Genomic DNA, 26,495 nt, shown 5'->3' with positions numbered 1-26,495 from the left:
CGCGGGGGCGGAATGGGCATATTCGTGAGAAATTGCGATGAGGCCTGCAGCGCTGAGTGCCCGCTGAGTGCTCAGTGCTGTGACAGCCACGAAGCCCCCGACACCCGAGTGGAGTGCCCATGAGTGACGAGGACGAGTCGGACCTGCTCGCCGAACTGCGTCGGCCCCGCCCCTACCCGGCGGTCTCCATCACCCTCCCCACCCACCGCCACCGGCCGGAGAACCAGCAGGACCACATCCGGCTCCGCAACCTCCTCTCCGAGACCGAGAAGCGGCTGTTCGCCGATCCGAAGCTGAGCCGGGACCAGGCCGTCGCCGTCGTACGGCAGCTGAACGAGGCCGTCGACGAGCTCGACCCGGAGCACTTCCTGGAGGGGCTCGTGCTGTACGCGGCCGCCGACGAGGCCCGTACGTACCTGGTGAGCGCGGAGGTGCCGGAGCGGATCGTGGTCGGGGACTCGTACCTGACCCGGAACCTGGTGGCCGCCTCCGCCCGGCAGATCCCCTACCTCGCGCTGATCCTCAGCTCCGGTGAGGTGCGGCTGTGGAACGGGATCGGGTACGAACTGCACGAGATCGACGAGGAGGAGACCGGCTTCCCCGTGATCTCCTCCGGCGCGGACCGTGACGGTCCGCCCAACCGGGACGGCGACCACGGCGCCACCCAGGACTTCCGGAACATGCTCACCGAGGCCGACCGCAAGCTCACGCCGCTCCTCCAGGAGGCCGTGCTTCCGGTGGTCGTGGTCGGGCTGCGGCAGCACATCGCGACCTTCCGCGAGATCTCCCGGCACGGGGCGGTGCTTGCGGCGGACCTGGAGGTGGGCGGACTGCTCCACACGACCGCGCCCGAACTGGTCGAGCAGCTCGCTCCCGCGCGGGCCTCGCTCGCCGCGCTCGATGCCGAAGAGGCGATGAAGGCACTGGACGCGGCGCGGAGCGGACGGCGGTACGCGGCCGGGGTCCAGGACTGCTGGCAGTCGGCGCGGGAAGGGCGCGTGGGGCATCTGGTGGTGGAAGAGTCGGTACGGGTCTCGGCGCGGCCGGAGACGGTGGAAGGCGCGGAACGGGCCTCGCTGGCGCTGGTCGAACCGGCCGAGCCCGGTGCGGCACCGGCGGCCGGCGTCGAGGACGACATCGTCGACTCGCTGGTGGAGATGGTGCTGGAGGCGGACGGCGACGTGACGTTCGTGCCGGACGGGGATCTGGGTGAGGCGGGGGGGATGGCGGCGGCGCTTCGGTACTGAGGGGTGGGGCGGGGCGTGCGGTCGTGAGGGGCGTGCCGCAGTGGGGGCCGCCCCCTTGCCCACCCGTCCCGCCCCCGGGGGGCGGCCCCGCTGCCCAAGGAGACGGCGGCATTTAGGGGCGCGGGGAACTGCGCGATCAGCCACGACGCACCCGCACATAGCGCAACGCCAGCTGTAATGTGCCGTTATGCGGACATTTACTGACGAAGCGTCAGTGCGAGTGGTGCCGGTCGCGGTGAAGGAGCCCCCAGGGGCAAAGGCCGTCCCCTGGGCCTGGTGTGCCGCGCTCTTCGTCCTCTACGGGACCCTCTCCGTCCAGCGGCACCGGCTTCTGCGGACCACCGGGTACGACCTCGGGATCTTCGAGCAGGCCGTCAAGGCGTACTCCCGACTCCGGGCCCCGTACGTCCCGTTGAAGGGTGAGGGCGGTGCGGTCAATCTCCTCGGGGACCACTTCCATCCCCTCGTCGCCGTCCTCGGGCCCCTCTACCGCCTCGCCCCGGCCGCCGAGACCCTCCTCCTCGCCCAGGCCGCCCTCCTCGCCCTCGCCGTCGTTCCCCTCGCCCGCTGGGCGCAGCGTTCGCTGGGGCGGGCGGGGGCGCACGTCGTCGCCCTCGGGTACGGGCTGAGCTGGGGCATCGCGTCCGCCGTCACCTTCGACTTCCACGAAATCGCCTTCGCCGTACCGCTGTTGGCGTTCGCGCTCGAAGCGCTCGGGCGCGCGCGTTACGGGCGGGCCGTTGCCCTCGCCGCACCCCTCCTCCTCGTCAAGGAGGACCTCGGGCTGACCCTCGCCGCCCTCGGCGCGTACATCGCCTGGAAGGGCTGGAAGGGGCGGCGGAGGGCGGAGCGGGTGCTCGGCCTCGCCACCGTCGCCGCCGGCGTTCTCGGCACGCTCCTCATCACCCGGGTGCTGCTCCCGGCCCTCAACTCCTCGGGGGCGTACGCCTACGGCGAGTACGTCGCGGAGGGCGGCCGTGGCTCCGTCCTCACGACTCTCGTCGCCGCCCCGCTGGACGCCCTGCGCCCCGAGGTGAAGGCCGTCACCCTCGTCCTCGTCCTCGCGCCCAGCGCGCTGCTCGCGCTCCGCTCACCGCTGGTGCTGCTCGCCGCTCCCACTCTCGGCTGGCGGCTGCTGTCGCAGCACAGCTACCACTGGGACACGGCCTTCCACTACAGCGCCGTCCTGATGCCGATCGTCTTCGCGGCACTGATCGACGCCCTGACTCCGTACGCCCTCACCCCATACGCACGTACCAAGGGAGACGAGCGCGCCGTCCGCCACTTCCGTGCGTCCCTCGCCACCGTCGTCGCCGTCACCCTCGTCCTTCTCCCCTCCTTCCCCTTCGGGCTCGTCCTGCGCAAGGACACCTGGCGCACCACCGACCACGTCCGCGCCGCCCGCGCACTCCTCGACCGCATCCCCGACGGCGCGACCGTCGCCGCCTCCAACCGCCTCGTCCCGCAGCTCGTCGCGCGCACCACCGTCGTCCTCTTCCCCGGCTATCCGATCCCCGGGAAGCTGTACGACACCGACGGCACGCCCCCGCCGCCCACCAGCGAGTGGATCGTCCACGACAGCCGGCCGCACGAGGCCTGGCCGCTCCCGGACGGACACTGGCCGTACCCCCTGGACCGCCAGCAGGACGAGCTGGCGCGGGCCCAGCGGGCGTACGGCTATCGGGTCGTCGCGAAGGACGACGGCATCACCCTGTTGCACAAGGAGACAGGTGGTGCAGAAACGTCAATCCGGTGATGTCGGCGACACCCCCGACCGGGGGAAGTCGCAGAGCCTCTCCGCAGGCCGGAAAAGGGCCCGAATCCCAAGGGGCGCAAGGGATCCGGCACCTTGCACCGCGCACCCTGGCGACTTCGGAGAGTAATTGATTCGCCTCCTGGTGCACAGCATCACTTACGAAGGGTTATGGTGGAAACCCCCCCTCGGGCCGGTCCGTATCCCCCCCACGGACCGGCCCGTTTTTTGTCCTCGCGCAGTTTCCTTACCGCGCGCCGGGCGCGTCAGCCCCGTCCGGCCCAGATGTTCGTGCCGGGGGTGGACACCGCGAAGGAGTCGATCTCCTTCAGTTCCTCCGCGGTCAGCGCCGGAGTCCCCAGCGCCGCCACGTTCTCCTCCAGCTGCTTCACGCTGGACGCCCCGATGAGTGCCGACGTCATCCGCTCGTCCCGCAGCACCCACGACAGCGCGAGCTGGGCGAGGGACTGGCCGCGGGCGGCGGCGATGTCGTTGAGCCCGTTGAGGCGGCGCACGACCTCCTCGCTCAGCAGCTCCGGGTCGAGCGACTTGCCCTGGGTGGCCCTGGACCCCTCCGGGATGCCCTTCAGGTACTTGTTCGTCAGCAGCCCCTGCGCGAGCGGCACGAACGAGATGCAGCCCATGCCCGCCTCCTCCAGGGTGTCGAGCAGGCCGTCGTCCTCCGTCCAGCGGTTGATCATCGAGTACGAGGGCTGGTGGATGAGCGGCCGTACGCCCATCTCCCGCAGCAGCCGCGCGGCTTCGGCCGTCTGCTCGCTGTTGTACGAGGAGATGCCGACGTACAGCGCCTTGCCCTGCTGGACGGCGGACGCCAGCGCGCCCATCGTCTCCTCAAGGGGCGTGTCCGGGTCGAAGCGGTGCGAGTAGAAGATGTCGACGTAGTCGAGGCCCATCCGCTTCAGCGAAGCGTCCAGGGACGACATCAGGTACTTGCGCGAGCCCCACTCGCCGTACGGGCCGGGGTGCATCCCGTAGCCCGCCTTCGTCGAGACGATCAGCTCGTCGCGGTACGGGGCGAAGTCCTGGGCGAAGAGCTTGCCGAAATTGGACTCCGCCGAGCCGGGCGGCGGGCCGTAGTTGTTGGCGAGGTCGAAGTGGGTGACCCCGAGGTCGAAGGCGCGGCGCAGGATCGCGCGCTGCGAGTCGAGGGCACGGTCGTCGCCGAAGTTGTGCCAGAGGCCCAGGGAGACGGCCGGGAGCTTGAGGCCGCTGCGGCCGGAGCGCCGGTACTCCATCGTGTCGTAGCGGTTGTCGGACGCGCGGTGGTGAAGGGGTTCGTCAGTCACGTTCACCTCCTTATCACGGAGGCAGTTGTGACAGACCGGGTTGGGCCGACGGGACCCGTGCGCAGTAATGTGACGCGCTCGGGCCCCCGGAAATACCGCAGATGTCCGGGCGCCCGGGAACACGAGAGGGTGGAACGCTGTGAACCTGCGCGACCTGGTGTATCGGCTCTACGCACGCCGCGTGGAGGGCCGCCTCGACCACTCCCAGGTGCCGGGGCACATCGGCGTCATCCTCGACGGCAACAGACGCTGGGCGAAGGCCTCCGGCGGCACCACCGAGCAGGGACACAAGGCCGGCGCCAGCAAGATCCAGGAGCTGCTCGGCTGGTGCGCGGAGACGGACGTCGAGGTCGTCACGCTGTGGATGCTGTCCACGGAGAACCTGGACCGGCCGGAGGCCGAACTCACCCCGCTGCTCGCCATCATCGAGGGCGCCGTCCAGGCCCTCGCCGCCGACGGCCGCTGGCGGGTCCACCACGTCGGCACGATGGACATCCTCCCCGCCCGTACGCAGGGTGTACTGAAGGAGGCCGAGCAGGCGACGGCGGGCAACAAGGGAATACTGGTCAACGTCGCCGTCGGCTACGGCGGGCGCCAGGAGATCGCCGACGCGGTCCGTTCGCTGCTCCTCGAACACGCCGAGAAGGGCACCTCTTTCGAGGAGCTCGCGGAGATCATCGACGTCGAGCACATCTCGGAACACCTCTACACCCGCGGCCAGCCCGACCCGGATCTCGTCATCCGCACCAGCGGTGAGCAGCGGCTGTCCGGATTCATGCTGTGGCAGAGCGCCCACTCGGAGTACTACTTCTGCGAGGTGTTCTGGCCGGCCTTCCGGAAGGTCGACTTCCTGCGCGCGCTGCGCGACTACGCGGCCAGGCACCGGCGTTACGGATCCTGACCGCACCGCGTACCCCTTCTCCGTACCGCATGCGCGTGAACCGGTGTCATGTGCCGTGGCCATGACCAGGCATGGCAGCGCATGTTCGAGGGAATACCCCTTCCAGGTCGGCGTCCGGACCACGGACGCCGAATCTCAGTGAGCGACTGGATGTCGCTCGCCCGGGAGGCCCTTTGCACCAGGACGTTTTCGCCGTTGCCGGCGCGGACGACGTGGAGGGCCGGAGCTCGGCCCGTGCGCGCGTTGCGTGCATGCAAGTGCCGAGCCCGGTCCCTCCGCCCGCGACGCCGTCGCACCCCGACCTCAGTACGAGGGGGTACGTCCTTCCGTGGTGAACAGCTCTAAGCGCCGACTTCCCGACAGGCGCACCTACGTTCTCGACACCAGCGTCCTGCTGGCCGACCCCGGCTCCATGACCCGCTTCGAGGAGCACGAAGTCGTGCTGCCGATCGTGGTCATCACCGAACTGGAGGCCAAGCGGCACCATCCGGAACTCGGTTACTTCGCCCGGCAGGCCCTGCGCATGCTGGACGACTACCGCATCCGGCACGGCCGTCTCGACGCCCCGATCCCGATCGGGGACCTCGGCGGGTCACTGCGCGTCGAACTCAACCACTCCGATCCCGGCGTCCTTCCCGCCGGCTACCGGTTGGGGGACAACGACTCACGGATCCTGGCAGTCGCACGCAACCTCCAGGCCGAGGGGTACGACGTCACCGTCGTCTCCAAGGACCTGCCGCTGCGCATCAAGGCCTCCTCGGTGGGCCTGCTCGCCGAGGAGTACCGGGCGGAACTGGCCATCACCGATTCCGGCTGGACCGGGATGGCCGAACTGGCGCTGGAGGCCGACCAGGTGGACCTCCTCTTCACCGAGGAGCGGGTGTACGTTCCCGAGGCCGCCGACCTCCCCGTGCACACCGGTCTTGTGCTCCAGTCCGAGCGCGGCAAGGCGCTGGGCCGGGTCACGGCCGACGGCAACGTCCGGCTCGTGCGCGGCGACCGGGGCGCGTTCGGCATCCACGGCCGCAGCGCGGAGCAGCGCATCGCGCTGGACCTGCTGCTCGACCCGGAGGTCGGCATCGTCTCGCTGGGCGGCCGGGCGGGCACCGGCAAGTCCGCGCTCGCGCTGTGCGCGGGCCTGGAGGCCGTACTGGAGCGGCAGGAGCACAAGAAGGTGATGGTCTTCCGGCCGCTGTACGCGGTCGGCGGGCAGGAGCTCGGCTATCTGCCCGGCTCCGAGTCCGAGAAGATGTCGCCGTGGGCGCAGGCCGTCTTCGACACCCTCTCGGCGGTCGCGGGCAAGGAGGTCATCGAGGAGGTGCTCGGGCGCGGGATGCTCGAAGTGCTGCCGCTCACCCACATCAGGGGGCGCTCGCTGCACGACGCGTTCGTCATCGTCGACGAGGCCCAGTCCCTGGAACGGAACGTCCTCCTGACGGTTCTGTCCAGGATCGGGGCGAATTCGCGGGTGGTGCTCACCCATGACGTCGCGCAGCGCGACAACCTCAGGGTCGGGCGGTACGACGGAGTGGTCGCGGTCGTCGAGAAGCTGAAGGGGCATCCGCTGTTCGCGCACGTCACCCTCACCCGCTCCGAGCGTTCGCAGATCGCGGCGCTGGTGACCGAAATGCTGGAGGACGGGCAGATCTGACCCAAGTGGTCTGATGCAGCAGGTAGTTGGCGCCGTCCGGCCGGACCCGCGAGAAGCGGGTGATCCTAGCCGGGCGGCGTCTCGCTGCGCGCGTGGTTCCACAAATCAGCAGCCCCGAAACCGGTGTGACCTTTCACACGTAAGTAAGAATTGATTACCTGCCTGACCTTCCGGCAGAGTCTTGCTTCCGTCAGGCCCCGCATACGGCACACCCGCACCTCCAGAGGTGCAACACCACACAAATCAACAGACTTCGCCGTATGCCGCCCGAGTAACACGGAGCACTCCCGCGGGAGTTGCCCACCGGGTCCGAGCCTCCCGTGACACAGCACGTAGGGAGCGCCAGCGCCAGGGGTGCGATTGCGTCCGCGAGGGTCACCGGTGCGGATGCTGCTGGAAGGAAACCGTGTGAGCCGGATTTCGGTTCGGGGATTCGCAGTGGCCTCCGCCACCGCGGTCACCACTGTCGGCGCCGTCGTGGGCGTCGCATCGGGCGACCCTCAGTCGTCGGGCGACAACAACTTCGAGGCAGCCGCCGCCGACACGACGACTCTCCTCGCGGACATCCCCGCCGGCGGGCAGGCCCAGGTGGCGACCGCTTCCCTGGCGCAGCAGGCCGACGTCCAGGGCGCCGCCGTCGACGAGGCGGCCAAGAAGACCGCCGAGGAATCGGCACGTCTGCGGGCCGCCGACGACGCCAAGGCCAAGAAGGAGGCGGCCGACAAGAAGGTCGCCGACGAGAAGGCCAAGGCCGAGAAGGAGGCCAAGGAGCGCGAGGAGAAGGAAGAGACCGCGAGCCGGTCCGCCACCCGCGACTCCTCGTCCTTCGCGCAGAAGACCTCCTACACGGTGGAAGAGGTCAAGGCGATCGCCCGGCAGATCGTCCCGGCCGGCCAGTTCCAGTGCTTCTCCACGATCGTGAACCACGAGTCGACGTGGAACTACCAGGCACAGAACCCGACCTCGCCCGCCTACGGTCTGGTCCAGTCCAACCCGGGATCCAAGATGGCCTCGGTCGGCGCCGACTGGCGCACCAACCCGGCCACCCAGATCCAGTGGGGCCTGAACTACATGAACGAGCGGTACGGCAGCCCCTGTGGCGCCTGGAGCTTCTGGCAGTCCCACAGCTGGTACTAGGAGCGCCTGACCGGGGTACTCGTTGCCCCGGCTCAACGTTTGGGAGCCCCCCACCGTCCTACGGTGGGGGGCTCCGCCCGTGTACGGTCAGTCCGTTGTCATCGCCGGGGGGCGACGTGGGGGGAAGAGGAAGCATCATGTCGAAGACACCAGGGTGGTTCGGCGGGCTCGGCGCCCGGCTGAGCCACGTGGGAGAGCGCCTGGAGGAGCGCCGGGCGGAAGCCGCGGCCGACCCCGACGCCGTGGCCGTCCCGGAGCACGACGTGCCCGAACACATCCCCCCGCCCCCGGACTACGCGCCCGCCGTGGCCGCCAGGCCCGATCCCGTCGCCGCCCTGCCGTGGGGGATGCGGGTCGCCGCCGAGGCGGGCTGGCGGCTGCTCGTACTGGCGGGCGCCATCTGGGTGCTCGGCCAGATCATCAGCCAGGTGCAGCTGGTCGCGTTCGCCTTCATGGGGTCGCTGCTGGTCACCGCGCTGCTCCAGCCCTCCGTCTCGTGGCTGCGGAAGAAGGGCCTGCCGCGCGGGCTGGCCACCGCGCTCACCGCGGTGCTCGGCTTCGTGATCATGGGGCTGGTCGGCTGGTTCGTGGTCTGGCAGATCATGGACAACGCGGAGGACCTCTCCAAGCAGGTCCAGCAGGGCATCCAGGACCTGCGGCACTGGCTGCTCAACAGCCCCTTCCACGTCACCGAGCAGCAGATCAACGACATCTCGAAGAACCTCAGCGACGCGATCGGCACCAACGTCCAGGAGATCACCACCGCCGGACTCCAGGGCGTCACCGTCATCGTCGAGATGATGACCGGGATGCTCCTCGCGATGTTCTCCACCCTCTTCCTGCTGTACGACGGCAAGCGGGTCTGGGAGTGGACGCTCAAGCTGGTGCCTTCGCAGGCCCGTCCCGGCATGGCGGGCGCGGGACCGCGCGCCTGGCGCACGCTCACCGCCTATGTGCGGGGCACGGTGATAGTGGCCCTGATCGACGCCGTCTTCATCGGACTCGGCCTGTACTTCCTGAACGTGCCGATGGCGGTGCCGCTCGCCGTCCTGATCTTCCTGTTCGCGTTCATCCCGCTGGTCGGTGCGGTGATCTCCGGCGCCCTCGCCGTCGTCGTCGCGATCGTCGTCAAGGGCCCGTTCATCGCCCTGATGGTGCTGATCGTGGTCCTCGCCGTGCAGCAGATCGAGGGCCACATCCTGCAGCCGTTCATTTTGGGCCGTGCGGTACGGGTGCACCCGCTCGCCGTCGTCCTGTCGGTCGCGGCGGGCGGCCTCGTGGCCGGCATCGGCGGTGCGGTCGTCGCGGTGCCGCTGGTCGCGGTCCTCAACACGGCGATCGGCTACCTCCGCGCGTACGCCAAGGAGAACGCGCTGAAGGCCGCGCCGAAACCGCACGGCGCGACAGCGGTCGACGTGGCACCCACCCCGCCCCCGGTGACGGCGTCGAGCGCGGCCCCGTCCGCCACCGCACCCCCGGGTCGGCCGCCGCAGGGGGAAGCGGGCCGGGAGTGATATCCGAGCCGGAGCTGGTTCCAGGACCCGACGAGGGGCCGCCGCCCGAGACACTGGTCTCGGGCGGCGGCCCCTCGCGCGTGGACCGCTGGCGCGAGCGCCTGGGGGAGTGGCGGCGGCTGCCGTGGCTGTGGGCGCTCGGCGGCGCGCTCGCCGCCTCGGCGATCTGGGCGATCTGCCTGTACGCGGCGGGCGACGCGGCACCCGAACAGCACGGCTACCAGCTCACCCGCAAGACCTGCGCGAAGATCCAGCCCCGGGCGATGGCGGCCAGGCTGGGGCGGATGGACGCCACCACCAGCTGGTCGAACCTGTTCGACGACCCGGTGCTGAACCGGGCCGACTGCGGCTTCCGGATCGCCTCGGTGACTGAGGGCGAGCCGCCGTCACGGCAGGGCTACCTCGTGAACTTCTCCGTCGAACAGCACCGGACGACGGACCCGGGCCCGGAGTTCGAAGCCGTGCTCAGGCTCAGCCACGGCGGCCTGGAGGGCAACAGGGGCGACGACTTCAGGGAAAAGCTGAACCGGGTCCCCGGCCTGGGCGACAAGGCGTACTTCTTCACGATCTCCTACGGCGCCGAGACGCTGACCCTCGCGGTGCAGCACGGCGGCGTCGTGCTGAAGCTGGAGGCGGCCGTGAACCGGGCGGACGGCGAGGCGCGCGAGGTGGACACGGCGCTGCTGAAGCCGCTGATGGAGGCGGACATGAGGGCGGCGATGGCGGCGCTCAGAAGCTGAGGAGCCGAGGAGCTGAGCGGTACGGGCGTCCCGGCATGCGGAAGGGGCCCCGCCGGCGTGCTGCCGACGGGGCCCCTTCACGTACGTACGCGAGACGCAGGTGCGCGAACTCGAACTACTCGGCCAGGCTGTGCTCCGCCTCAGGCGCCGGCGAGGCTGGCTTCGGAGTCGAGGGTGACGCCGACCGCCTGGATCACCGCGGCGATCTTGACGGCCTCCTGGATGGTCTCGCGGGAGACCTCCGCCTTGCGGAGGACCTGCTCGTGCGAGTCCAGGCACTGGCCGCAGCCGTTGATCGCGGAGACCGCGAGGGACCACAGCTCGAAGTCGACCTTCTCGACACCCGGGTTGCCGATGACGTTCATCCGCAGACCGGCGCGCAGGTTCCCGTACTCCGGGTCGGAGAGCAGGTGGCGCGTGCGGTAGAAGACGTTGTTCATCGCCATGATCGCGGCGGCGGACTTGGCCGCCGTGAACGCCTCGGCGGAGAGGTTCGCCTTCGCCTCGGGCTCCAGCTCGCGCAGCACCTTCGGCGAGCGCGAGGCGATCGCGCAGGCCAGTACGGTGCCCCACAGCTGCTGCTGCGGGAGGTCGCTGTTGCCGATGACCGAGCCCAGGTTGAGGCGCAGGTCCTTGGCGTAGTCCGGTATGGCGGACTTCAGTTCGTCGAGTGCCATGTCAGATCAGTCCGTTCTGTGGTCCGTACGGTCGGGCTTGCTTCGGGGGGTCTTACTCGCCCGAGAGCAGCGCGACCGGGTCCAGGGTGTTCTCGCCCTTGGTCCAGTTGCACGGGCACAGCTCGTCCGTCTGGAGCGCGTCGAGGACCCGGAGGACCTCCTTCGGGTTACGGCCGACGGAACCGGCGGTCACCATCGTGAACTGGATCTCGTTGTTCGGGTCGACGATGAAGACGGCGCGCTGCGCGAAGCCGTCCTCGCCCTCGATGCCGAGGTCACGCATGAGCTCGTGCTTCGAGTCGGCCAGCATCGGGAAGGGCAGGTCGGTCAGGTCCGGGTGGTCCTTGCGCCAGGCGTGGTGCACGAACTCGGAGTCACCGGAGAAGCCCAGGACCTGCGCGTCGCGGTCGGCGAACTCGTCGTTCAGCTTGCCGAACGCGGCGATCTCGGTCGGGCAGACGAAGGTGAAGTCCTTGGGCCACGCGAAGACGACGCGCCACTTGCCCTCGTAGGACTTGTGGTTGATCTGCTCGAACTCCTTGCCGGCCTCCAGGGAGACACAGGCAGTGAGGTCGTACGTGGGGAACTGGTCACCAACAGTGAGCACGCGCTCTCCTTGCAACATAGGAAATCCCTCTTCAGGGGCTTCCAGTGGGGGTGGACGGATCCCCAGAGTGACACAAGGTGCATTGATAGTGGAAATAGCTAGACTCGGTCGTACCGATTGGAGGTAGTTATCAGTGGCCGTACTAAATAGGGGTAAGCAACCCACCCTGTCCCAGCTGCGCGCCTTCGCCGCCGTCGCCGAGCATCTGCACTTCCGCGACGCCGCGGGCGCGCTCGGGATGAGCCAGCCGGCGCTGTCCGGGGCGGTCTCCGCCCTGGAGGAGATCCTCGGCGTCCAGCTCGTCGAGCGTACGACGCGCAAGGTGCTGCTCTCGGCGGCGGGGGAGCGGCTGGCGGTACGGGCCCGGGTGGTCCTGGAGGCGGTCGGCGAACTCCTTGAGGAGGCGGAGGCGGTACGGGCGCCGTTCACGGGGGTGCTGCGACTGGGCGTGATCCCGACGGTCGCCCCGTACCTCCTGCCGACGGTGCTGCGGCTCGTCCACGACCAGTACCCCGCGCTCGACCTCCAGGTGTACGAGGAGCAGACCTCGTCCCTCGTGGAGGGACTGGCGGCGGGCCGCCTGGACCTGCTGCTGCTCGCGGTGCCGCTGGGGGTGCCGGGGGTGGTCGAACTTCCGCTCTTCGACGAGGACTTCGTGCTGGTGATGCCGGATCAGCACTGGCTCGCCGGGCGCGACGACATCCCGCGCGAGGCGCTTCGGGAGCTGCATCTGCTGCTGCTGGACGAGGGCCACTGCCTGCGCGACCAGGCACTCGACGTCTGCCGGGAGGCGGGCCGGGAGGACGGCGGCCCGGTGACGACCACGGCGGCGGGGCTTTCGACGCTGGTGCAGCTGGTGGCGGGCGGCCTGGGGGTGACGCTGCTGCCGCGCACGGCGGTGCAGGTGGAGACGGGGCGGAACCCGGACCTGGTGACGGGCTACTTCGCCGACCCCGCACCGTCCCGCCGGATCGCACTGGCGATGCGGACGGGGACGGCCCGGGCGGCCGAATTCGGGGAATTCGCGGGGGCGTTGAGGGGGGCGCTGGAGGGGCTGCCGGTGCGGATGCTTCCCAGCCCGTCCGGCGTTTGAGGACGCGCGGCGCAGCCGTGCACCGGGCGCAGCCCGGGACGCCAGCCCCCACCGGCGCCAGCCGTGAACCGTCTTTGCCCCGCAGGGTGGAGGAGCGGCGGCGTGGGTGCGCGGTAGCGGAGAAGGTGCGCTCCGCGTGGGGGGCCGCCCCCTTGCCCACCCGTCCCGCCCCCGGGGGGCGGCCCCGCTGCCCAAGGGGGCTAAGGGGGCGACCCGCTACTCCGTCCGCAGACCGTCCGGCCGCATCAGCCGGACAAGCACCGGCATGCTCAATGCCGTGATCAGCAGGACCACCCCCGCCGCCAGTCCCGACATCACCGCGACGCCGCCCCAGTCGAAGCCGACCGTCCGCATCGTCATGCGCAACAGCACCACCCCCAGCACGGTGCCGACCGCGATCGCGAGGATCAGCCCCAGTGCCACCGGCACGGCCGCCTGCCACAGAACCGACCAGCCCAGCGTGGAGCGCCGCGTGCCGAAAGCGACCAGTGCCGCGAGCAGCTTGCGCCGCTCCCGCAACTGCTCCAGCTGCGAGACCAGCAGGCTCGCCCCGATCAGCAGCAGCACGACGGTCGCGCCCGCGAACACCCCGCGCCGGATCTGGTCGAACCGGCCGCTCTGCTCCTGTTCCACCAGCGGCGAGGCACTGATCTGCGGGTCGGTCGCGTAGGCGACGTTGCGTACGAGCTCCGCGGTGTCCGCCGACGAGCGGTCGAGCTTGAGGTACAGCGTGTGGGAGTACGCCTTCTTGGCCGCGGCGGGCAGCGCCCCGGGGGTGGCGAGGATGCCGGTGGGCGGGGAGCCGCTCGGGTCCTTCTTGGCCCGGACGGTCACCGTCGAGGCGGGCAGGGTCCACGGCAGGCCCAGGCCGGGTTTCAGGCCGAGCGTCGGGTCGACGTAGTACTGGTGGCCGGGCGTGAAGTCCTTGGTGTTGCCCTCGGGGCCCCTGCCGTCGGACCGGAAGACGGCCCCGTCCTGGCAGGACGGAAGAACCGCGATCTCGCGCAGTGACGCGCAGTCGGCCACGGTCAGCTCGGTGGACTTCTCGGGGGACTCGCGGGCGGTGCCGATCCAGGCGGCCGAGTAGACCTTGGTGTCGCGCACGCCCGGGACGGCGGCCAGCCGGCCGGCCAACTCCGTTGCGTTCGCGGCGCCGCGGCTGCCCGCGACGACGAAGAGCCGCATGTCCGCGCGGGAGATGTCCGCCCCGGTGTCCTGGGTGTACCGGTCGGTGATCCCGGCGAACAGCATCTGGAGAGCGATCGCCCCGGCCACCGCGACCGCGATGCCGTTGACCGTGCGGGCGGCGGTACCGCCGTTCAACTGGAGCCTGCGGACCGCGAGTTGCCAGGAGACCGGGCCGCGTCCGAGGCGGGCGACGACCGCTTCCACCAGCCACGGCAGCAGGGCCGTGACGCCGATCAGCAGCAGCGCGGTGCCGCCGAGGACCAGCGGCCGGTTGAAGTCCCCCTGGTCGTCGCCCTGGCCGAGCATCGGCGCCAGCAGGGCGAGTCCCGCGACGGGCAGCAGCAGCCGCCACCAGATCCGGCGGCGCACCGGCTTGGCCGTGCGCACGACGCCCAGCGGTTCGATGACGACGCCGCGCAGCGCGAGCAGCGTCACCGCGACCGCCGACACCGGCACCGCGACACAGACCAGGGCCACCGCCCACGGAGCGGGGGCGAGGTCGGACGGGAAGACGCTGATCCGCTCCAGCGTGATCAGCCCCGCCATGGACCGGGCCAGGAAGAACAGCCCGCCGCCCACGATCAGTCCGGCGAGCGAGCCCGCGAGGGCCTCGCCCGCCGCGATCCGACGGGTCATGCCCCCGTCCGCGCCCACCAGCCGCAGCGCCGCGAGCCTGCGGTCGCGGCGGTCGCCGCCGAAGCGGACGGCGGCGGCGATGAGGACGCCGACCGGGACGAGCAGGACGACGAAGGCGACCAGGACCAGCAGCAGCAGGATCGAGTCCAGGCTCTCCTGCGGAACCCCCTTGAAGGAGGTGAGGCGGTTGGTGAACCCGGGGTCGAAGGTGAGGTCCTTGCTGCCCTGGTAGTAGAGGAGTTCATGGGGTCCCATCAGGCCCGCGTCGCCGATGACGGAGACGACCCGGCCGTTCAGCCGCTCCCGCAGCAGCTTGCCCCCGTCGGACTCCAGGAGCTCCTTCAGGGCGGGGGAGACCGCCAGTTCACCCGGTGCGGGCAGGGCGGTCAGGCCGGGCGGCACCGGGGCCTTCGGGCCTTCGGGCTGCACCAGGCGGCCCTGGATCGCCTGGTCGCGGAAGTCGGAGTACATGCTGGCGAGCAGCAGCGTGCCGGGGCCCGCCTGCTGCTGGGTGACGCCGCCCAGTTCGCCGCGCTGGTAACCGCGCTGGTCGCGAGCGGACAGCGCGTGCGGGATCGCGGTGGTGATCAGGAGCAGGGCCACGCCGAGGCCGACGCCGACCGCGGTGAGGATCGTACGCGTCCAGCCCTCGCGGCCGCCGTTGACGGCGAACTTGACCCCGAGGCGCAGGTCGTCGAGAGCGCTCATCCGGCGAACTCCAGGTTCAGGTCGCGGGACTTGCCGTCGCGTACGACGACCTCGCGGTCGGAGTAGGCGGCCACCCGCGCCTCGTGGGTGACCAGGACGACGGCGGCGTTGGTGGAACGGGCCGCGTCGGTGAGCAGTTCCATCACGCGCTCGCCGTTGAGGGAGTCCAGGGCGCCGGTCGGCTCGTCGGCGAAGAGGACCCGGGGTCCGCAGGCCAGGGCGCGGGCGACCGCGACGCGCTGGCCCTGGCCGCCGGAGACCTCGCCGGGCCGCTTGGGGCCGAGGTCGTCGACCTCCAGGCGCTCCATCCAGGACAGTGCGGTCCGCTCGGCGTCCTTGCGCTTGGCGCCCGCCAGCCGCAGCGGCAGTGCGACGTTCTCGACGCAGGTCAGCTCGGGCACCAGCTGGCCGAACTGGAAGACGAAGCCGAAGTCGGAGCGGCGCAGCGCGCTGCGCTCGCGGTCGGACATGGCGGAGAGTTCGCGGCCGTCGTAAGTGATGGTCCCGGATTCGGGGGTGACGATGCCGGCCAGGCAGTGCAGCAGGGTCGACTTGCCGGAGCCCGAGGGGCCCATGACGGCGACGACCTCGCCGGGGTGGATGGAGAAGTGCGCGCCGTCGAGGGCGGGGGTCGCGCCGTACGCCTTGTGCAGGTCGGTGGCGGTGAGGAGGGAACCTGCGGGGGTCTGGCTCATCGTCGTATCTCCGTAGCGAGCCGGTCCAGGCGGGCGGCGGTCAGTTCGAGCCACCGCAGATCGGCTTCGAGGTGGAACAGGGCGTGGTCGCAGATGAGCTGGTCGGCGAGTTCGCCGCCGCGCTTGCGGTCGGTGAGTATGCGCATCAGCCGCAGGTGCTCGGCGCGCTGCGTGTCCAGCAGACTGTCGGCGCTGCGGCCGGTGAGCAGGGCGAGGACGACCTTCGTATACAGGGTCGACTGGAGGTACGGCTCGGGCTTCTCGGGCTGCGCGAGCCACTGCTCGACGTCGGTGATCCCGGCGTCGGTGATGGCGTACGTCTTGCGCTCGGGGCCGCTGCCGGTCTCGGTGCCGTCGACCTCGACGAGGCCGTTCTTCAGCAGCCGGGACATGGTGGAGTAGACCTGCCCGTAGTGCAGCGGGCGGTCGTGACCGAATTTCTCGTCGAAGGCCCGCTTCAGGTCGTAGCCGTGGCGGGGGCCGGCCTCCAGGAGGCCGAGCAAGGTGTGACCGATGGACATGCGGAGCACTGTACACGGTGTGTATACGTCGAGTGTATAGCTGGGAAAAGGGAAGGTGGGGAGCGGTCGAAACCGCTCCCCACCTGCTGGTTCTCGCTCTACCCCGCTAGTTCTCGTCCTCCTGGGCCTTCGGGGGCCGCCCCCGGCGCGGGATCGGTCCCGTGTGCTTGGGGAGCCGGCCCGCGTCGGTGAGCGACTTCCGGAGCAGGAACTCGATCTGCGCGTTCGCGCTGCGGAGCTCGTCGGACGCCCAGCGCGCCAGGGCGTCGTACACCTTGGGATCGAGCCGCAGCAGCACCTGCTTGCGGGCCTCGCGCCGGGGCCTGGGGGAGGGGGCGGGCTCCCCGTCGGCGCCGTCGGCCCCGTCGGCGCCGTCGGTGGACTCGCCCGCTGACTCGCTCACTGGTAGAGCGAGCCCGTGTTGATGACCGGCTGGGTCGCCCGGTCGCCGCACAGCACGACGAGCAGGTTGCTCACCATGGCCGCCTTGCGCTCCTCGTCCAGTGCGACGATGTCCTGCTCGGTGATGCGGACCAGGGCCTGCTCGACCATGCCGACGGCGCCGTCCACGATCAGCTTCCGGGCGGCCACGACCGCACCGGCCTGCTGCCGCTGGAGCATCGCGGAGGCGATCTCCGGGGCGTACGCGAGGTGGGTGAAGCGGGACTCGATGATGTGGACGCCGGCCGCCTCGACGCGGGCGTGCAGCTCGATCGCCAGCTTCTCGGTGATCTCGTCGGCGTTGCCGCGCAGCGAGAGGCCCTCTTCGTCGTGGGAGTCGTACGGGTACTCGATGGCGATGTGCCGTACGGCGGCCTCGGTCTGGGTGGAGACGAACTCCAGGAAGTTGTCCACCTCGAAGCAGGCCTGGGCGGTGTCCTCGACGCGCCACACGACGACGGCCGCCAGCTCGATCGGGTTGCCGTAGGCGTCATTGACCTTCAGGACGGCGGTCTCGTGGTTGCGGACCCGGGTGGAGATCTTGTTGCGGGAGGTCAGCGGGTTGACCCAGCGCAGACCGTCGGTGCGGATCGTGCCCCGGTAGCGGCCGAAGAGCTGGACGACGCGGGCCTCGCCGGGCGCGACCATGTTCAGCCCGCTCATCGCGAGGATCGCGGCGAAGAAGAGGACGATGCCCAGCACGATCAGGGCGATCTTCAGGCCCATGGCGGCGGCGGACGCACCGACCGCGATCAGCCCGGCGGCGGCGACGATGCCGAGCAGGCCGAGCAGGAGCGCGAGGCCGCCCGCGATGCTGTGCGCGGCGAACTCGGTGACGCGGGGTGCGGGCATCTCCGGGAGGTCGCCGGTGAGATTTCCGTCAGGCCCGGACGATCCGGAGGGGGTGTGGTCGGTGGTCGGCATGGTGATCCCCGTTTCTGTGCGTCGCGGCGCCGGTGAGGAGCGGCGCGTCTAGCAAAGTGATATCACTTTATCGCAGACTTCTGCATCTGCACAGGTTGGTGCTCGCATCCACATAGGCCCGTAATTCGGACGCGTTTCTTCAACTTCGCTCACTCCTGGCAACCTTTGGGCACTCTTGTTCGTCGGTTCCCCTGAGGGGGGTGCTGATTGTCACGTCCATAAAAGGTGTGATTGGCGCCGTTTTGTCCTTTCCGCCGATGTTAGCTTTCTGAGCTGATCCGGCGAGTGTTCGGTGAGTATGGCGAGTGACGACTGAGAAGCGGAGCAACTGACCAATGGGCCGAGCGGATGCGCGCAGGGCCCGGCAGCGCGGGTCGCGCCGGGGCAGAGCTGCCGGGAGGAGCGGAATACGCCGCTTCTTCACCTGGAAGAAGATGCTGGGCACGTTCCTCGGCATCTGTCTGCTCGGGATGGGCGCCTTCCTGGCGCTCTACATGTCGATCGACATCCCGGCCACCGGCAACGCTTCGGCGACCAATCAGAGCAACGTCTACAAGTACAGCGACGGCTCGGTCCTCGCCCGTACCGGCAAGGGCGACGGGTACAACCGGGAGAACGTCGACCTCGACAAGATCCCCAAGGACGTCCGGTGGACGTTCGTCGCCGCCGAGAACATGTCGTTCTACGAGGACGAGGGCATCGACTTCAAGGGCACCGCCCGCGGTCTGCTCAACACGATCACCGGCAAGGGCAAGCAGGGCGGCTCGACGATCACCCAGCAGTACGTGAAGAACTACTACCTCACGCCCGACCAGACGATCAGCCGCAAGCTCAAGGAACTGGTCATCTCGCTCAAGGTCGACGACGAGAAGTCGAAGGACGAGATCCTGCTCGGCTACATCAACACCAGTTACTACGGGCGCGGCGCCGCCGGAATCCAGGCTGCCGCCCAGGCGTACTACGGCAAGGACGTCCAGAAGCTCACGGTCGAGGAGGGCGCCTATCTGGCGGCCCTGCTCCAGGCGCCCAGCAGTTACGACGTCCTCTCGGCGACCCCGAAGAGCAAGGCGCTCGTCATCGAGCGCTGGAACTACGTCCTCGACAACATGGTCAAGATGGGCCAGCTCAAGCAGGCCGACCGGGCCGGCATGAAGTTCCCCCACGTGATCAAGCAGCGGCCCGACCCTGGTCTGAAGGGCCAGACCGGCTATCTCGTCGAAGCGGCGAACCAGCTGCTCAAGGTCCACTACAACATCGACGACAAGCAGCTCGCGGCCGGCGGCTGGAACATCACCCTCAACATCGACAAGAAGCGGCAGAAGGACCTGGAGAAGGCGGTCGAGGCCCGCCTGGAGTCCAAGCTGGACCGCGAGGGCAACAAGGTGGACGCGACCGTCCAGGCGGGCGCCACCTCGATCGACCCGAAGACGGGCGCCGTCGTCGCGCTGTACGGCGGCGAGGAGTTCATCAAGCACCAGATCAGCAACGCCACCCGCACCGACTACCAGCCCGCCTCCACCTTCAAGCCGTTCATCTTCGCGTCGGCCCTGGAGCACGACTCCGAGACGCAGGACGGCGAGGAGATCACCGCCAACACGCTCTACGACGGCACCAGCGAGCGGAAGGTCGTCGGCAGCAAGATCCCGTTCGCGCCCCAGAACGAGGACGACAGGAGCTACGGCGACATCACCGTCCAGAAGGCGACGGCCAAGTCCGTCAACTCCGTCTTCGCGCAGATGATCGTGGACGTCGGTGCCGGGAGGGTGAAGGACACCGCGCTGCGGGCGGGCATGAAGGACCGCGGTGACTTCGGCGAGGCCCCCGCGATGTCGCTCGGCACCATGAGCGCCAACACCATGGACATGGCGGGTGCGTACGCCTCCCTCGCCGCCCACGGCAAGAAGATGACGCCCTCGATCATCAAGGTCGCCACCCACAAGGACCGCGACGACATCAAGCCCCCGGGCATCAGCGACTCCGGCGGCATCGACCGGCAGGCCGCCGACACCACGACCTCCGTCCTCCAGAACGTGATGAAGGAAGGTTCCGGCAAGAAGGCCGACAGCGACGAGTACCAGGCGGCGGGCAAGACCGGTACCTCCGAGGAGAACAAGTCGGCCTGGTTCGCGGGCTACACCCCGGAACTCTCCACCGTCGTCGCGCTCTTCGGCCAGGACCCCAAGTCCGGCAAGCAGGTCAGCCTCACCGGCACTGCCAACGCGGGCCGCGCCAACGGTGGTGGCTTCCCCGCCGAGATCTGGCGCGAGTACACGTTGGGCGCGCTGAACGACAAGCAGAAGGCGGCCGAGTTCGACCTGGAGGTCAAGGAAGGCGCCCAGTACAAGACGCCGCCCCCGCCCGTCGAGACCACCCCGCCCCCCGTCGAGACGGAGAAGCCCGACAAGCCGGACCACACTCCGCCGCCGAAGGACACGCCCCCGGCGCACACCAAGCCGCCGACCCCGCCGGGTAACAACGGCGGCCAGAACGCGGGCCAGGACGGCGGCCAGAACGCAGGTCAGGACGGTGGCCAGAACGGCGGGAACGACGGCGGCCAGGACGGCGGTCAGGACGGTGGCCAGGACGGCGGTCAGGACGGCGGCACCGACCCCGGCACCGATCCCGGTGGCGCCAACGCGGGCACCATCGAGGGCAACGTCAACAGCGGCCAGGACGGCGGCAAACCCGGCGGCAACCAGAACGGCGGCAACAACAACGGCGGGCAGTGGCCGTAGCGCGGCAGCCGTACCGGCACAGAAGTGACAAGCGGCGGCCCCCACCCTCCCGAGGGTGGGGGCCGCCGCTTCCTGTGCCCAGACCGTCCGTCCTAGTGGAACCGCGCCGAGACCCGGTCCCCCAGATCCTTGTCCACGTTCCGCCAGTACGTGAACGCCCGGTCGAGCACCGGCCCGCTCACCCCGTTCGACAGGTGCCCGACGATGTTGTCCACCAGCCGGTCCCTGGCCGCGTCGTCCAGGACCTCGCGCACCAGCGTGCCCGGCTGGCCCCAGTCGTCGTCGTCCCGGCGCAGCGTGTACGCGTGGTGCACCATCTCGCCGGCCGTCCGCCACCCGGCAGGTTCGCCGAAGCCGGCGGTGTCGGCCGTGGGGCCGCCGTACGAGTTCGGCGCGTACACCGCACCGGTCCGCGACGGCTCGTACCGCATGGGGCCGTCCTTCGCGTACGAATTGACGCCGAACCGCGGCCGGTTGGGCGGCAGTTGGGCATAGTTCGGCCCGATCCGGTAGCGGTGGGTGTCCGGGTACGAGAACAGCCGGCCGAGCAGCATCTTGTCCGGCGAAGGGCCGATGCCGGGCACCAGGTTCGACGGCTCGAAGGACGCCTGCTCGATGTGGACGAAGAAGTCCTCGGGGTTCTCGTTGAGGGTCATCCGGCCGACCTCGATCTCGGGGTAGTCCGCGTGCGGCCACACCTTCGTCAGGTCGAACGGATTGAACCGGTAGTCCGGCGCCTCGTCGAACGGCATCACCTGGACGGACAGCTTCCAGCTCGGGTGTTCCCCGCGCTTGATCGCGTCGAAGAGGTCCCGCCGGTGCGCGTCCCCGTCGGTCCCGGCCAGCGTGTCGGCCTCGTCCTGGGTGAGGAACTCGATGCCCTGCTCGGTCTTGAAGTGGTACTTCACCCAGAACTTCTCGCCGCCCGCGTTCACCCACAGGTATGTGTGAGAGCTGAAGCCGTCCATGTTCCGGTACGTCTTCGGGATGCCGCGGTCGCCCATCAGCCAGGTCACCTGGTGTGCGGTTTCCGGCGACAGGGTCCAGAAGTCCCACTGCATGTCGTGGTCGCGCAGCCCGCTGTCGGGGCGGCGCTTCTGCGAGCGGATGAAGTCCTGGAACTTCATCGGGTCACGGACGAAGAAGACCGGGGTGTTGTTGCCCACCAGGTCGTAATTGCCGTGCTGGGTATAGAACTTGAGGGCGAAACCGCGCGGGTCCCGCCAGGTGTCCGGCGAGCCCTGTTCACCGGCGACCGTCGAGAAGCGGGCCAGCATGTCGGTCCGTTTGCCCGGCTGGAAGAGGTCGGCCTTCGTGAACTGGCTGACGTCATTGGTCACTTCGAAGAAGCCGTACGCACCCGAGCCCTTCGCGTGCACCACCCGCTCGGGCACCCGCTCCCGGTTGAACTGGGCCATCTTCTCGATGAGGTAGTGGTCCTGGAGCAGGATCGGCCCGTCGGGCCCGACGGTGAGCGAGTGCTCGTCGCTCTCCACCGGGATCCCGGCGTTGTTGGTGGTGTACGGGGCGGTCTGCGACGCCTTGCGAGTCTCCTCGGTCACGAGCGTCCTCCCGGAGATTGGTGGGAATTGGGTCGCTACGTCCGACTGCCCCAGTCAACCTCTCCGACACTATGTCGGCAACACTTGGACCGAATCCAATCTAGGACTCCCAGCTGGACTACCTTTCGGACTCCTTGCCGGCCCCGGGCAGCGCCAGCTCGAACCAGACGACCTTTCCACTGCTCAGCCGGGTCGCGCCCCACTTCCGCGCCAGCCGGTTCACCAGGAAGAGCCCGCGCCCGCCCTCGTCGGTGTCCCTGGCCCGCCGCTGCCGGGGCAGCTGCGGCGAGTCGTCGCCGACCTCGCACCGCAGTACGTCCGTACGCAGCAGCCGCAGCGTCACCGGCCGCTCCGCGTACCGCACGGCATTGGTGACGACCTCGCTGACCAGCAGTTCCACCGAGTCCGACAGCTCTTCGAGCCCCCACCTCTCCAGCGCCCGTCTGGCGAGGCGCCGTGCGCGCCCCGGCGCCTGCTCCTCGGGCTCCAGGAACCAGTACGCGACGTCGCTCGGCGCGATCCCGTCGAAACGGGCCGCGAGCAGCGCGATGTCGTCGTCCCGGTCGCCGGGCCCGAGCATGTCCAGGACGTCGTCGCAGAGGGCCTCCAGGGGCGGCGGGTGATCGGGACCCGTCAGCTGGGCGGTCGCGGCGAGACGTTCCCGCAGCTGCTCGATGCCGGTCCACACGTCCCGCAGCCGGGACTCGACGAGGCCGTCCGTATAGAGGAGCAGGGTCGCTCCGGCCGGGGCGTCCAGCTCCACGGCCTCGAAGTCGACGCCGCCGACCCCGATGGGCGCCCCGGGCGGCACCCGCAGCACCTCGGCGCGGCCTCCCAGGTGCAGCAGGATGGGCGGCGGGTGCCCGGCGTTGGCGATGGTGATGCGGTGCGAGACGGGGTCGTAGACGGCGTACATGCACGTGGCCATGCGGTCCGTGCCGAGCCGCTGCGCCTGCTCGTCGAGGTGGTGCAGCACCTCCTGCGGCGGCAGGTCGAGCCCGGCCAGGGTCTGGGCCGTGGTCCGGAACTGCCCCATGATCGCGGCCGATGTCATCGAGTGCCCCATGACATCGCCCACGACGAGCGCCACCCGGCTGCCGGGCAGCGGGATCGCGTCGTACCAGTCCCCGCCGACCCGGGCGGTCTCGGCGGCCGGGAGGTAGCGGGAGGCGAGCTTCACGCCGGTCGGCCGGGGCAGCGAGTCCGGCAGCATCGTCCGCTGGAGCTCGTCGGCGATGTAGGCCTCGCGCCCGTACAGCACGGCCTTGTCGATGCCCAGTGCGGTGTGGGTCGCCAACTGGGCGGCCACCAGCAGGTCGTTGGCCTCGAAGGCCGCCCGTTCCGGCCTGCGCAGGAAGACGGCGGCGCCGATCACCCGGCGGCGGCCCCGGAGCGGGGCGAGTATCGCGCGCCGCCCGTCGGGCAGCCCGCAGTCGGCGCCCAGCAGTTCGGGCAGCGCGACGCGCGCGGAGGCCGCGTCGCCGAACACCGGCCGCACCCCGCGCAGCACCTCGGCCAGCGCGCCGCCGCTGAGCACCTCGCACAGCTGCTGTGCGGGCGATCCTTCGCCCACCACGGCGTCCAGCTCCTCGCCCGCCGGGCCCTCACTGCTCAGCCGCAGCCGGTCGGTGCGCCGCAGCCGCAGCATGAACGGCACGGCGGGCCGCTCGTCCCCCACCGGCAGCGGATCCCGCAGATACACCAGGATCGCGTCCGAGAAGGTGGGCACGGTGGCCCGGCACAGCCCCAGCACGATCTCGTCGAGATCGATGCCGCGGGCGATCCGCCGGGTCGCGGCCCCGACGAACCGCAACCGGTCGCCCTCGGACCTGGCCGGGGGCGGCGTGCCCCCCGGACCCGGCACACCGGGACCTGACAATCCGGGCCCCGGCACTCCTGGCCCCGGCCCTCCGGCAGCCGTCGCGGCCATGGCGGACTCTTCCTCCGGCTCCTGCCTCGGCCGGGCGCGCTCGTGCGGCCTGGCAACCAGGGGCTGCCGGCCTTCGTGGGAGGTGGACTGCTGCTCCGTCACGCGTGGGATTCCGTCCGTCCGGGGAGCTTGTGCGATGCAATCGCTTTGTGCGATATACCCGCTCTGCGGGCGGCGTCGACAGAAAGGTGGCCTGTGAACGTTACAGAACCGCACGCATTCTCGTGCAGGTTCACAGAACCACCCCCCTTGTAGTGACATACGGTCAGGTCCTGCTCTACACCCGGTAGTTGCTGCCTATGCCTACTGGGTGTGCAGTCTTCCGGAGGACGATCCTACGTTTGGACCCTGGGGGTGCATCAAGAGTCTCACGTCGTCATGTGCACCGAGGTACGGTCCCAGTCATCCGGCAGTTCCGGCACTCCCCAGTGCGGATCCGGCCGCCAGTTCTCCCACCCGTCGGCGAACGGCGCCCCCCACTCCTCCACGGTCCGCACGGCAGCGCGCCCCGCCTCCCGCACGCTCTCGGCCTGCCGCTCTCCCACCAGCCCCACCCGCCGTGCCTGCGCGAACTCGTCCTCGTCCAGCCACATCCACCGCCGGTCGGGCGCCACGGCAATGTCCAGAAAGTGATCCTGCGAATCGACCCCGCCGGCCCACCGGGCCCGCGGCTCCTCCAGGTTGATGTACCAGTTCTTGAACCGCCATCCAGGCTCCCAGAACAACCACACCGACCAGGGATCCCCCGGCCGCGCCAACTTCAGCACCCCGGTCCCGAACCACCGCGAGGTCGTCGTCGTCCGCGCCTTCGTGTACCGGGTCTCCAGCGGCTCCTGATGCACCGAAGTCCCGTCCACCAGAACGGGCTTCACACACTCCGTCCCCGGCGCCATCCACACGGCGAGCAATTCACTGGTGTCCTGCACGACGGTCACGGGCCGACAGATGTGAATGCGCGGCGAAGCATTGTCCCGGTACCGCCAGAGAATCTGATCCCCCGGCCCCCAACTGCCCCCGCCCGCCCCGACGGCCCCGCCCGTGTGCTCTGTCATGGACAGATTTTAGGAGTACGAGGAGGAGCGCGCAGCGATTTGGATCACGGGCCGGGAAGGAGGGGCCCAGGCGCGAGCCCTCTTCCCGTATCCCCCCTTAGCGGCGCCGGGGCGAGGCCGAATGGCCCACCCGCCCCCGGGCGCGGGCCGGTGGCGGAGAGTGGAGGTGGTCTGGGTGACGCGCGTCCCTCCGCCTTTCGCCCTGGCACGGCGCCCGGAAGGCGCCCTACCGTGGTGCGGCGACGGGGAGCGCCGGCCAGGATGCTGGCCCCCACCCGCCATCGAGCGCCCAGAAGGAGGACCGACGTCGTTCACACTGCCGCCCGGCGCGACAGGGTTCACCTCGCCTGGCGACGAGTCGCTGCCGGTCGCCGACCTGCGCGCGTTCCGCGCGGCCCTGCGTGTTGCCGCGCGGGCAGCCCGGGGTGAGGTGGCCGGGCTGAAGGCACGCTCGCACCCCCTGGCTTTCCACACCGCGTCGGTCCGCACCCGCACGGGGGAGAGCGTCCTCCTGTGCCAAGCGCACCTCCCGTGGACCGCCTTCGTACGGGAGCACCGGTGGGTGTACGAGGAGGAGTTCCTCGCGCCGCCGGAATGGGCCGGGTCCTTCGGCAACGCGGGCTTCGAGGTACTGAGCCGGGAGCGGCTTGTCGTGCCGGTCGGCGAGGTGGACGTTTCGGGGCTCGCGGAGTTCGAGCGGGGGCAGATTCGGTACTACGCGACCGGCACCCTGGTGGTGTGCTCTTCAACTCGTGGAACTGACTTGGCGCCGCCAGCCCGTGCGAACAGGACGGCGGCGCCGTGGAGTTGGCGGAGTCAGAGGCTTCCGTAGAGCCGTCGTCGCCGGTTGTACTCGGCGCTGATGTGCAAGACGCCGTCCGTCCCGTACTCCGCCGTCAGTGCCGCCGCCCGGGCCCGGGCCTCGCGGCTCATCGCCCCGCTCCACGGGCGACGACCGATGCGAGTCGGCGGACGGCGGCCGGTGGTGCGACGCCGAGGTTGACCAGAACGGGGCCGTCCGGGTCGCTGGGGGAGCGGACGCCGAGGGAGCGCAGGCCGAGCGAGGCGATGCAGAGGGCGCGGCGCAGGTTTCGTACGGCGGACTCGGCGTCGGCCGTCGGATTGCCGGGTGGGGCCGGTGCGACCGGCGGCGGTCCGAACGCATCGATCAGGGTGGTTGCCGTGTCGCCGCGTACGGGTTCGATGTCCACGTACGCGCGCCCGCCGATGGGTTCGCCGGCCCGCATGGGCAGGTAAAAGCCGCGTGCGAGGAGGGACAGGTGCAGTTCGTCGGCGAGTTGTGCGCCGATGCGGCGGGCGTCGGCGTCGACTTCTTCCGGGCTGTGGGCCATATTCGCTCCCTTGTGCGGAATTGAGGTGCTTTCTCAATCTGCCTACAGCGTTGCCGAGTTGGCCCTACCGTGAAAGGGGATCGCGGACCAACCTGGGAGTTGAGCCCCCAGGCATATTCGCTAT

Annotated in this window: 22 protein-coding genes; 10 read left to right on the top strand and 12 right to left on the bottom strand. The window is 70.0% G+C overall.

The genetic code is table 11. The features are described 5' to 3' along the window. Positions 1 to 119: 119 nt before the first annotated feature. Complete coding sequence (locus ACH4SP_RS22130; protein ID WP_398417258.1) at positions 120 to 1,247, top strand: chemotaxis protein; 1,128 nt, start codon at positions 120 to 122, stop codon at positions 1,245 to 1,247. Positions 1,248 to 1,434: 187 nt separating this feature from the next. Further along, positions 1,435 to 3,003: a DUF2079 domain-containing protein gene (locus tag ACH4SP_RS22125; RefSeq protein WP_398417257.1), complete on the top strand. Its 1,569-nt coding sequence runs from the start codon at positions 1,435 to 1,437 to the stop codon at positions 3,001 to 3,003. Between the two features lie 263 nt (positions 3,004 to 3,266). Here ACH4SP_RS22125 and mgrA read toward each other — a convergent pair whose 3' ends face one another. Further along, entirely contained in the window at positions 3,267 to 4,307 is a 1,041-nt protein-coding gene (gene mgrA / locus ACH4SP_RS22120; RefSeq protein WP_398417256.1) for an L-glyceraldehyde 3-phosphate reductase, read from the bottom strand. 139 nt (positions 4,308 to 4,446) lie between these two features. Here mgrA and ACH4SP_RS22115 point away from each other — a divergent pair, with 139 nt between their 5' ends. The 5 genes from ACH4SP_RS22115 (at position 4,447) to ACH4SP_RS22095 (ending at position 10,250) form a co-directional block, all read left to right on the top strand. Then, positions 4,447 to 5,208 carry an isoprenyl transferase gene (locus ACH4SP_RS22115; RefSeq protein ID WP_398417255.1) on the top strand — a complete coding sequence of 254 codons (762 nt, stop codon included), beginning with the start codon at positions 4,447 to 4,449 and terminating at the stop codon, positions 5,206 to 5,208. Positions 5,209 to 5,536: 328 nt separating this feature from the next. Continuing rightward, entirely contained in the window at positions 5,537 to 6,859 is a 1,323-nt protein-coding gene (locus ACH4SP_RS22110) for a PhoH family protein (RefSeq protein WP_398417254.1), read from the top strand. Between the two features lie 390 nt (positions 6,860 to 7,249). Beyond that, entirely contained in the window at positions 7,250 to 7,996 is a 747-nt protein-coding gene (locus ACH4SP_RS22105) for a transglycosylase SLT domain-containing protein (protein ID WP_398417744.1), read from the top strand. Between the two features lie 137 nt (positions 7,997 to 8,133). Further along, positions 8,134 to 9,510, top strand: a complete 1,377-nt coding sequence (locus ACH4SP_RS22100) for an AI-2E family transporter (RefSeq protein ID WP_398417253.1) — start codon at positions 8,134 to 8,136, stop codon at positions 9,508 to 9,510. Then, positions 9,507 to 10,250, top strand: coding sequence for a hypothetical protein (locus ACH4SP_RS22095; protein WP_398417252.1), 744 nt, complete (start codon positions 9,507 to 9,509; stop codon positions 10,248 to 10,250). The genes ACH4SP_RS22100 and ACH4SP_RS22095 overlap by 4 nt, the downstream gene beginning before the upstream one ends. A 140-nt stretch (positions 10,251 to 10,390) precedes the next feature. On the opposite strand, the gene ACH4SP_RS22090 is transcribed toward ACH4SP_RS22095, so the two are convergent. Next, the gene (locus ACH4SP_RS22090) at positions 10,391 to 10,927 is read right to left on the bottom strand and encodes an alkyl hydroperoxide reductase (RefSeq protein WP_398417251.1); all 537 of its coding nucleotides are present in this window, start codon (positions 10,925 to 10,927) and stop codon (positions 10,391 to 10,393) included. 52 nt (positions 10,928 to 10,979) lie between these two features. After that, positions 10,980 to 11,534, bottom strand: coding sequence for a peroxiredoxin (locus tag ACH4SP_RS22085; RefSeq protein ID WP_093799289.1), 555 nt, complete (start codon positions 11,532 to 11,534; stop codon positions 10,980 to 10,982). Positions 11,535 to 11,667: 133 nt separating this feature from the next. Between ACH4SP_RS22085 and ACH4SP_RS22080 the strand changes: the two genes are divergently transcribed. Next, positions 11,668 to 12,627 (top strand): hydrogen peroxide-inducible genes activator, encoded by a 960-nt coding sequence (locus ACH4SP_RS22080; RefSeq protein ID WP_398417250.1) that lies wholly within the window; start codon positions 11,668 to 11,670, stop codon positions 12,625 to 12,627. A gap of 216 nt (positions 12,628 to 12,843) precedes the next feature. On the opposite strand, the gene ACH4SP_RS22075 is transcribed toward ACH4SP_RS22080, so the two are convergent. From ACH4SP_RS22075 to ACH4SP_RS22055, 5 genes are all read right to left on the bottom strand, one after another. Continuing rightward, positions 12,844 to 15,159 carry an FtsX-like permease family protein gene (locus tag ACH4SP_RS22075; RefSeq protein WP_398417249.1) on the bottom strand — a complete coding sequence of 772 codons (2,316 nt, stop codon included), beginning with the start codon at positions 15,157 to 15,159 and terminating at the stop codon, positions 12,844 to 12,846. Further along, entirely contained in the window at positions 15,156 to 15,854 is a 699-nt protein-coding gene (locus ACH4SP_RS22070) for an ABC transporter ATP-binding protein (protein WP_398417248.1), read from the bottom strand. Before ACH4SP_RS22070 ends, ACH4SP_RS22075 begins: the two co-directional genes overlap by 4 nt. Further along, positions 15,851 to 16,375 carry a PadR family transcriptional regulator gene (locus ACH4SP_RS22065; RefSeq protein WP_398417247.1) on the bottom strand — a complete coding sequence of 175 codons (525 nt, stop codon included), beginning with the start codon at positions 16,373 to 16,375 and terminating at the stop codon, positions 15,851 to 15,853. The genes ACH4SP_RS22070 and ACH4SP_RS22065 overlap by 4 nt, the downstream gene beginning before the upstream one ends. A gap of 106 nt (positions 16,376 to 16,481) precedes the next feature. After that, complete coding sequence (locus ACH4SP_RS22060; RefSeq protein WP_398417246.1) at positions 16,482 to 16,778, bottom strand: hypothetical protein; 297 nt, start codon at positions 16,776 to 16,778, stop codon at positions 16,482 to 16,484. After that, entirely contained in the window at positions 16,775 to 17,740 is a 966-nt protein-coding gene (locus ACH4SP_RS22055) for an SPFH domain-containing protein (protein ID WP_398417245.1), read from the bottom strand. Before ACH4SP_RS22055 ends, ACH4SP_RS22060 begins: the two co-directional genes overlap by 4 nt. A 335-nt stretch (positions 17,741 to 18,075) precedes the next feature. Between ACH4SP_RS22055 and ACH4SP_RS22050 the strand changes: the two genes are divergently transcribed. Further along, complete coding sequence (locus ACH4SP_RS22050; RefSeq protein ID WP_398417244.1) at positions 18,076 to 20,475, top strand: transglycosylase domain-containing protein; 2,400 nt, start codon at positions 18,076 to 18,078, stop codon at positions 20,473 to 20,475. Positions 20,476 to 20,567: 92 nt separating this feature from the next. Here the strand turns inward: ACH4SP_RS22050 and ACH4SP_RS22045 are convergent, their stop codons facing one another. The 3 genes from ACH4SP_RS22045 to ACH4SP_RS22035 all read right to left on the bottom strand — a co-directional run bounded on the left by ACH4SP_RS22045 (position 20,568) and on the right by ACH4SP_RS22035 (position 25,019). After that, positions 20,568 to 22,037, bottom strand: a complete 1,470-nt coding sequence (locus tag ACH4SP_RS22045; RefSeq protein WP_398417243.1) for a catalase — start codon at positions 22,035 to 22,037, stop codon at positions 20,568 to 20,570. A gap of 118 nt (positions 22,038 to 22,155) precedes the next feature. Further along, positions 22,156 to 24,069, bottom strand: coding sequence for a SpoIIE family protein phosphatase (locus tag ACH4SP_RS22040; protein WP_398417242.1), 1,914 nt, complete (start codon positions 24,067 to 24,069; stop codon positions 22,156 to 22,158). A 266-nt stretch (positions 24,070 to 24,335) separates the two neighbouring features. Continuing rightward, the gene (locus ACH4SP_RS22035) at positions 24,336 to 25,019 is read right to left on the bottom strand and encodes a DUF402 domain-containing protein (protein WP_398417241.1); all 684 of its coding nucleotides are present in this window, start codon (positions 25,017 to 25,019) and stop codon (positions 24,336 to 24,338) included. Positions 25,020 to 25,194: 175 nt separating this feature from the next. On the opposite strand from ACH4SP_RS22035, the gene ACH4SP_RS22030 reads away from it, so the two are divergent. Next, a complete protein-coding gene (locus ACH4SP_RS22030) occupies positions 25,195 to 25,851 on the top strand; it encodes a hypothetical protein (RefSeq protein WP_398417240.1) in 657 nt (218 codons plus the stop codon). A 97-nt stretch (positions 25,852 to 25,948) separates the two neighbouring features. On the opposite strand, the gene ACH4SP_RS22025 is transcribed toward ACH4SP_RS22030, so the two are convergent. Beyond that, entirely contained in the window at positions 25,949 to 26,371 is a 423-nt protein-coding gene (locus ACH4SP_RS22025) for a hypothetical protein (RefSeq protein ID WP_398417239.1), read from the bottom strand. Between the last annotated feature and the right edge of the window lie 124 nt (positions 26,372 to 26,495).

This window comes from Streptomyces sp. NPDC021093, assembly GCF_044333135.1.
GTDB lineage: Bacteria > Actinomycetota > Actinomycetes > Streptomycetales > Streptomycetaceae > Streptomyces.
Note: the sequence above shows the minus strand (reverse complement) of the source record. Positions and strands in the feature narration are given on the sequence as shown.

Coding starts and splice junctions, on each gene's coding strand:
- ACH4SP_RS22130 (WP_398417258.1), top strand. CDS start 120: ATGAGTGACGAGGACGAGTCGGACCTGCTCGCCGAACTGCGTCGGCCC.
- ACH4SP_RS22125 (WP_398417257.1), top strand. CDS start 1,435: ATGCGGACATTTACTGACGAAGCGTCAGTGCGAGTGGTGCCGGTCGCG.
- ACH4SP_RS22100 (WP_398417253.1), top strand. CDS start 8,134: ATGTCGAAGACACCAGGGTGGTTCGGCGGGCTCGGCGCCCGGCTGAGC.
- ACH4SP_RS22090 (WP_398417251.1), bottom strand. CDS start 10,927: ATGGCACTCGACGAACTGAAGTCCGCCATACCGGACTACGCCAAGGAC.
- ACH4SP_RS22075 (WP_398417249.1), bottom strand. CDS start 15,159: ATGAGCGCTCTCGACGACCTGCGCCTCGGGGTCAAGTTCGCCGTCAAC.
- ACH4SP_RS22070 (WP_398417248.1), bottom strand. CDS start 15,854: ATGAGCCAGACCCCCGCAGGTTCCCTCCTCACCGCCACCGACCTGCAC.
- ACH4SP_RS22065 (WP_398417247.1), bottom strand. CDS start 16,375: ATGTCCATCGGTCACACCTTGCTCGGCCTCCTGGAGGCCGGCCCCCGC.
- ACH4SP_RS22055 (WP_398417245.1), bottom strand. CDS start 17,740: ATGCCGACCACCGACCACACCCCCTCCGGATCGTCCGGGCCTGACGGA.
- ACH4SP_RS22050 (WP_398417244.1), top strand. CDS start 18,076: ATGGGCCGAGCGGATGCGCGCAGGGCCCGGCAGCGCGGGTCGCGCCGG.
- ACH4SP_RS22035 (WP_398417241.1), bottom strand. CDS start 25,019: ATGACAGAGCACACGGGCGGGGCCGTCGGGGCGGGCGGGGGCAGTTGG.
- ACH4SP_RS22025 (WP_398417239.1), bottom strand. CDS start 26,371: ATGGCCCACAGCCCGGAAGAAGTCGACGCCGACGCCCGCCGCATCGGC.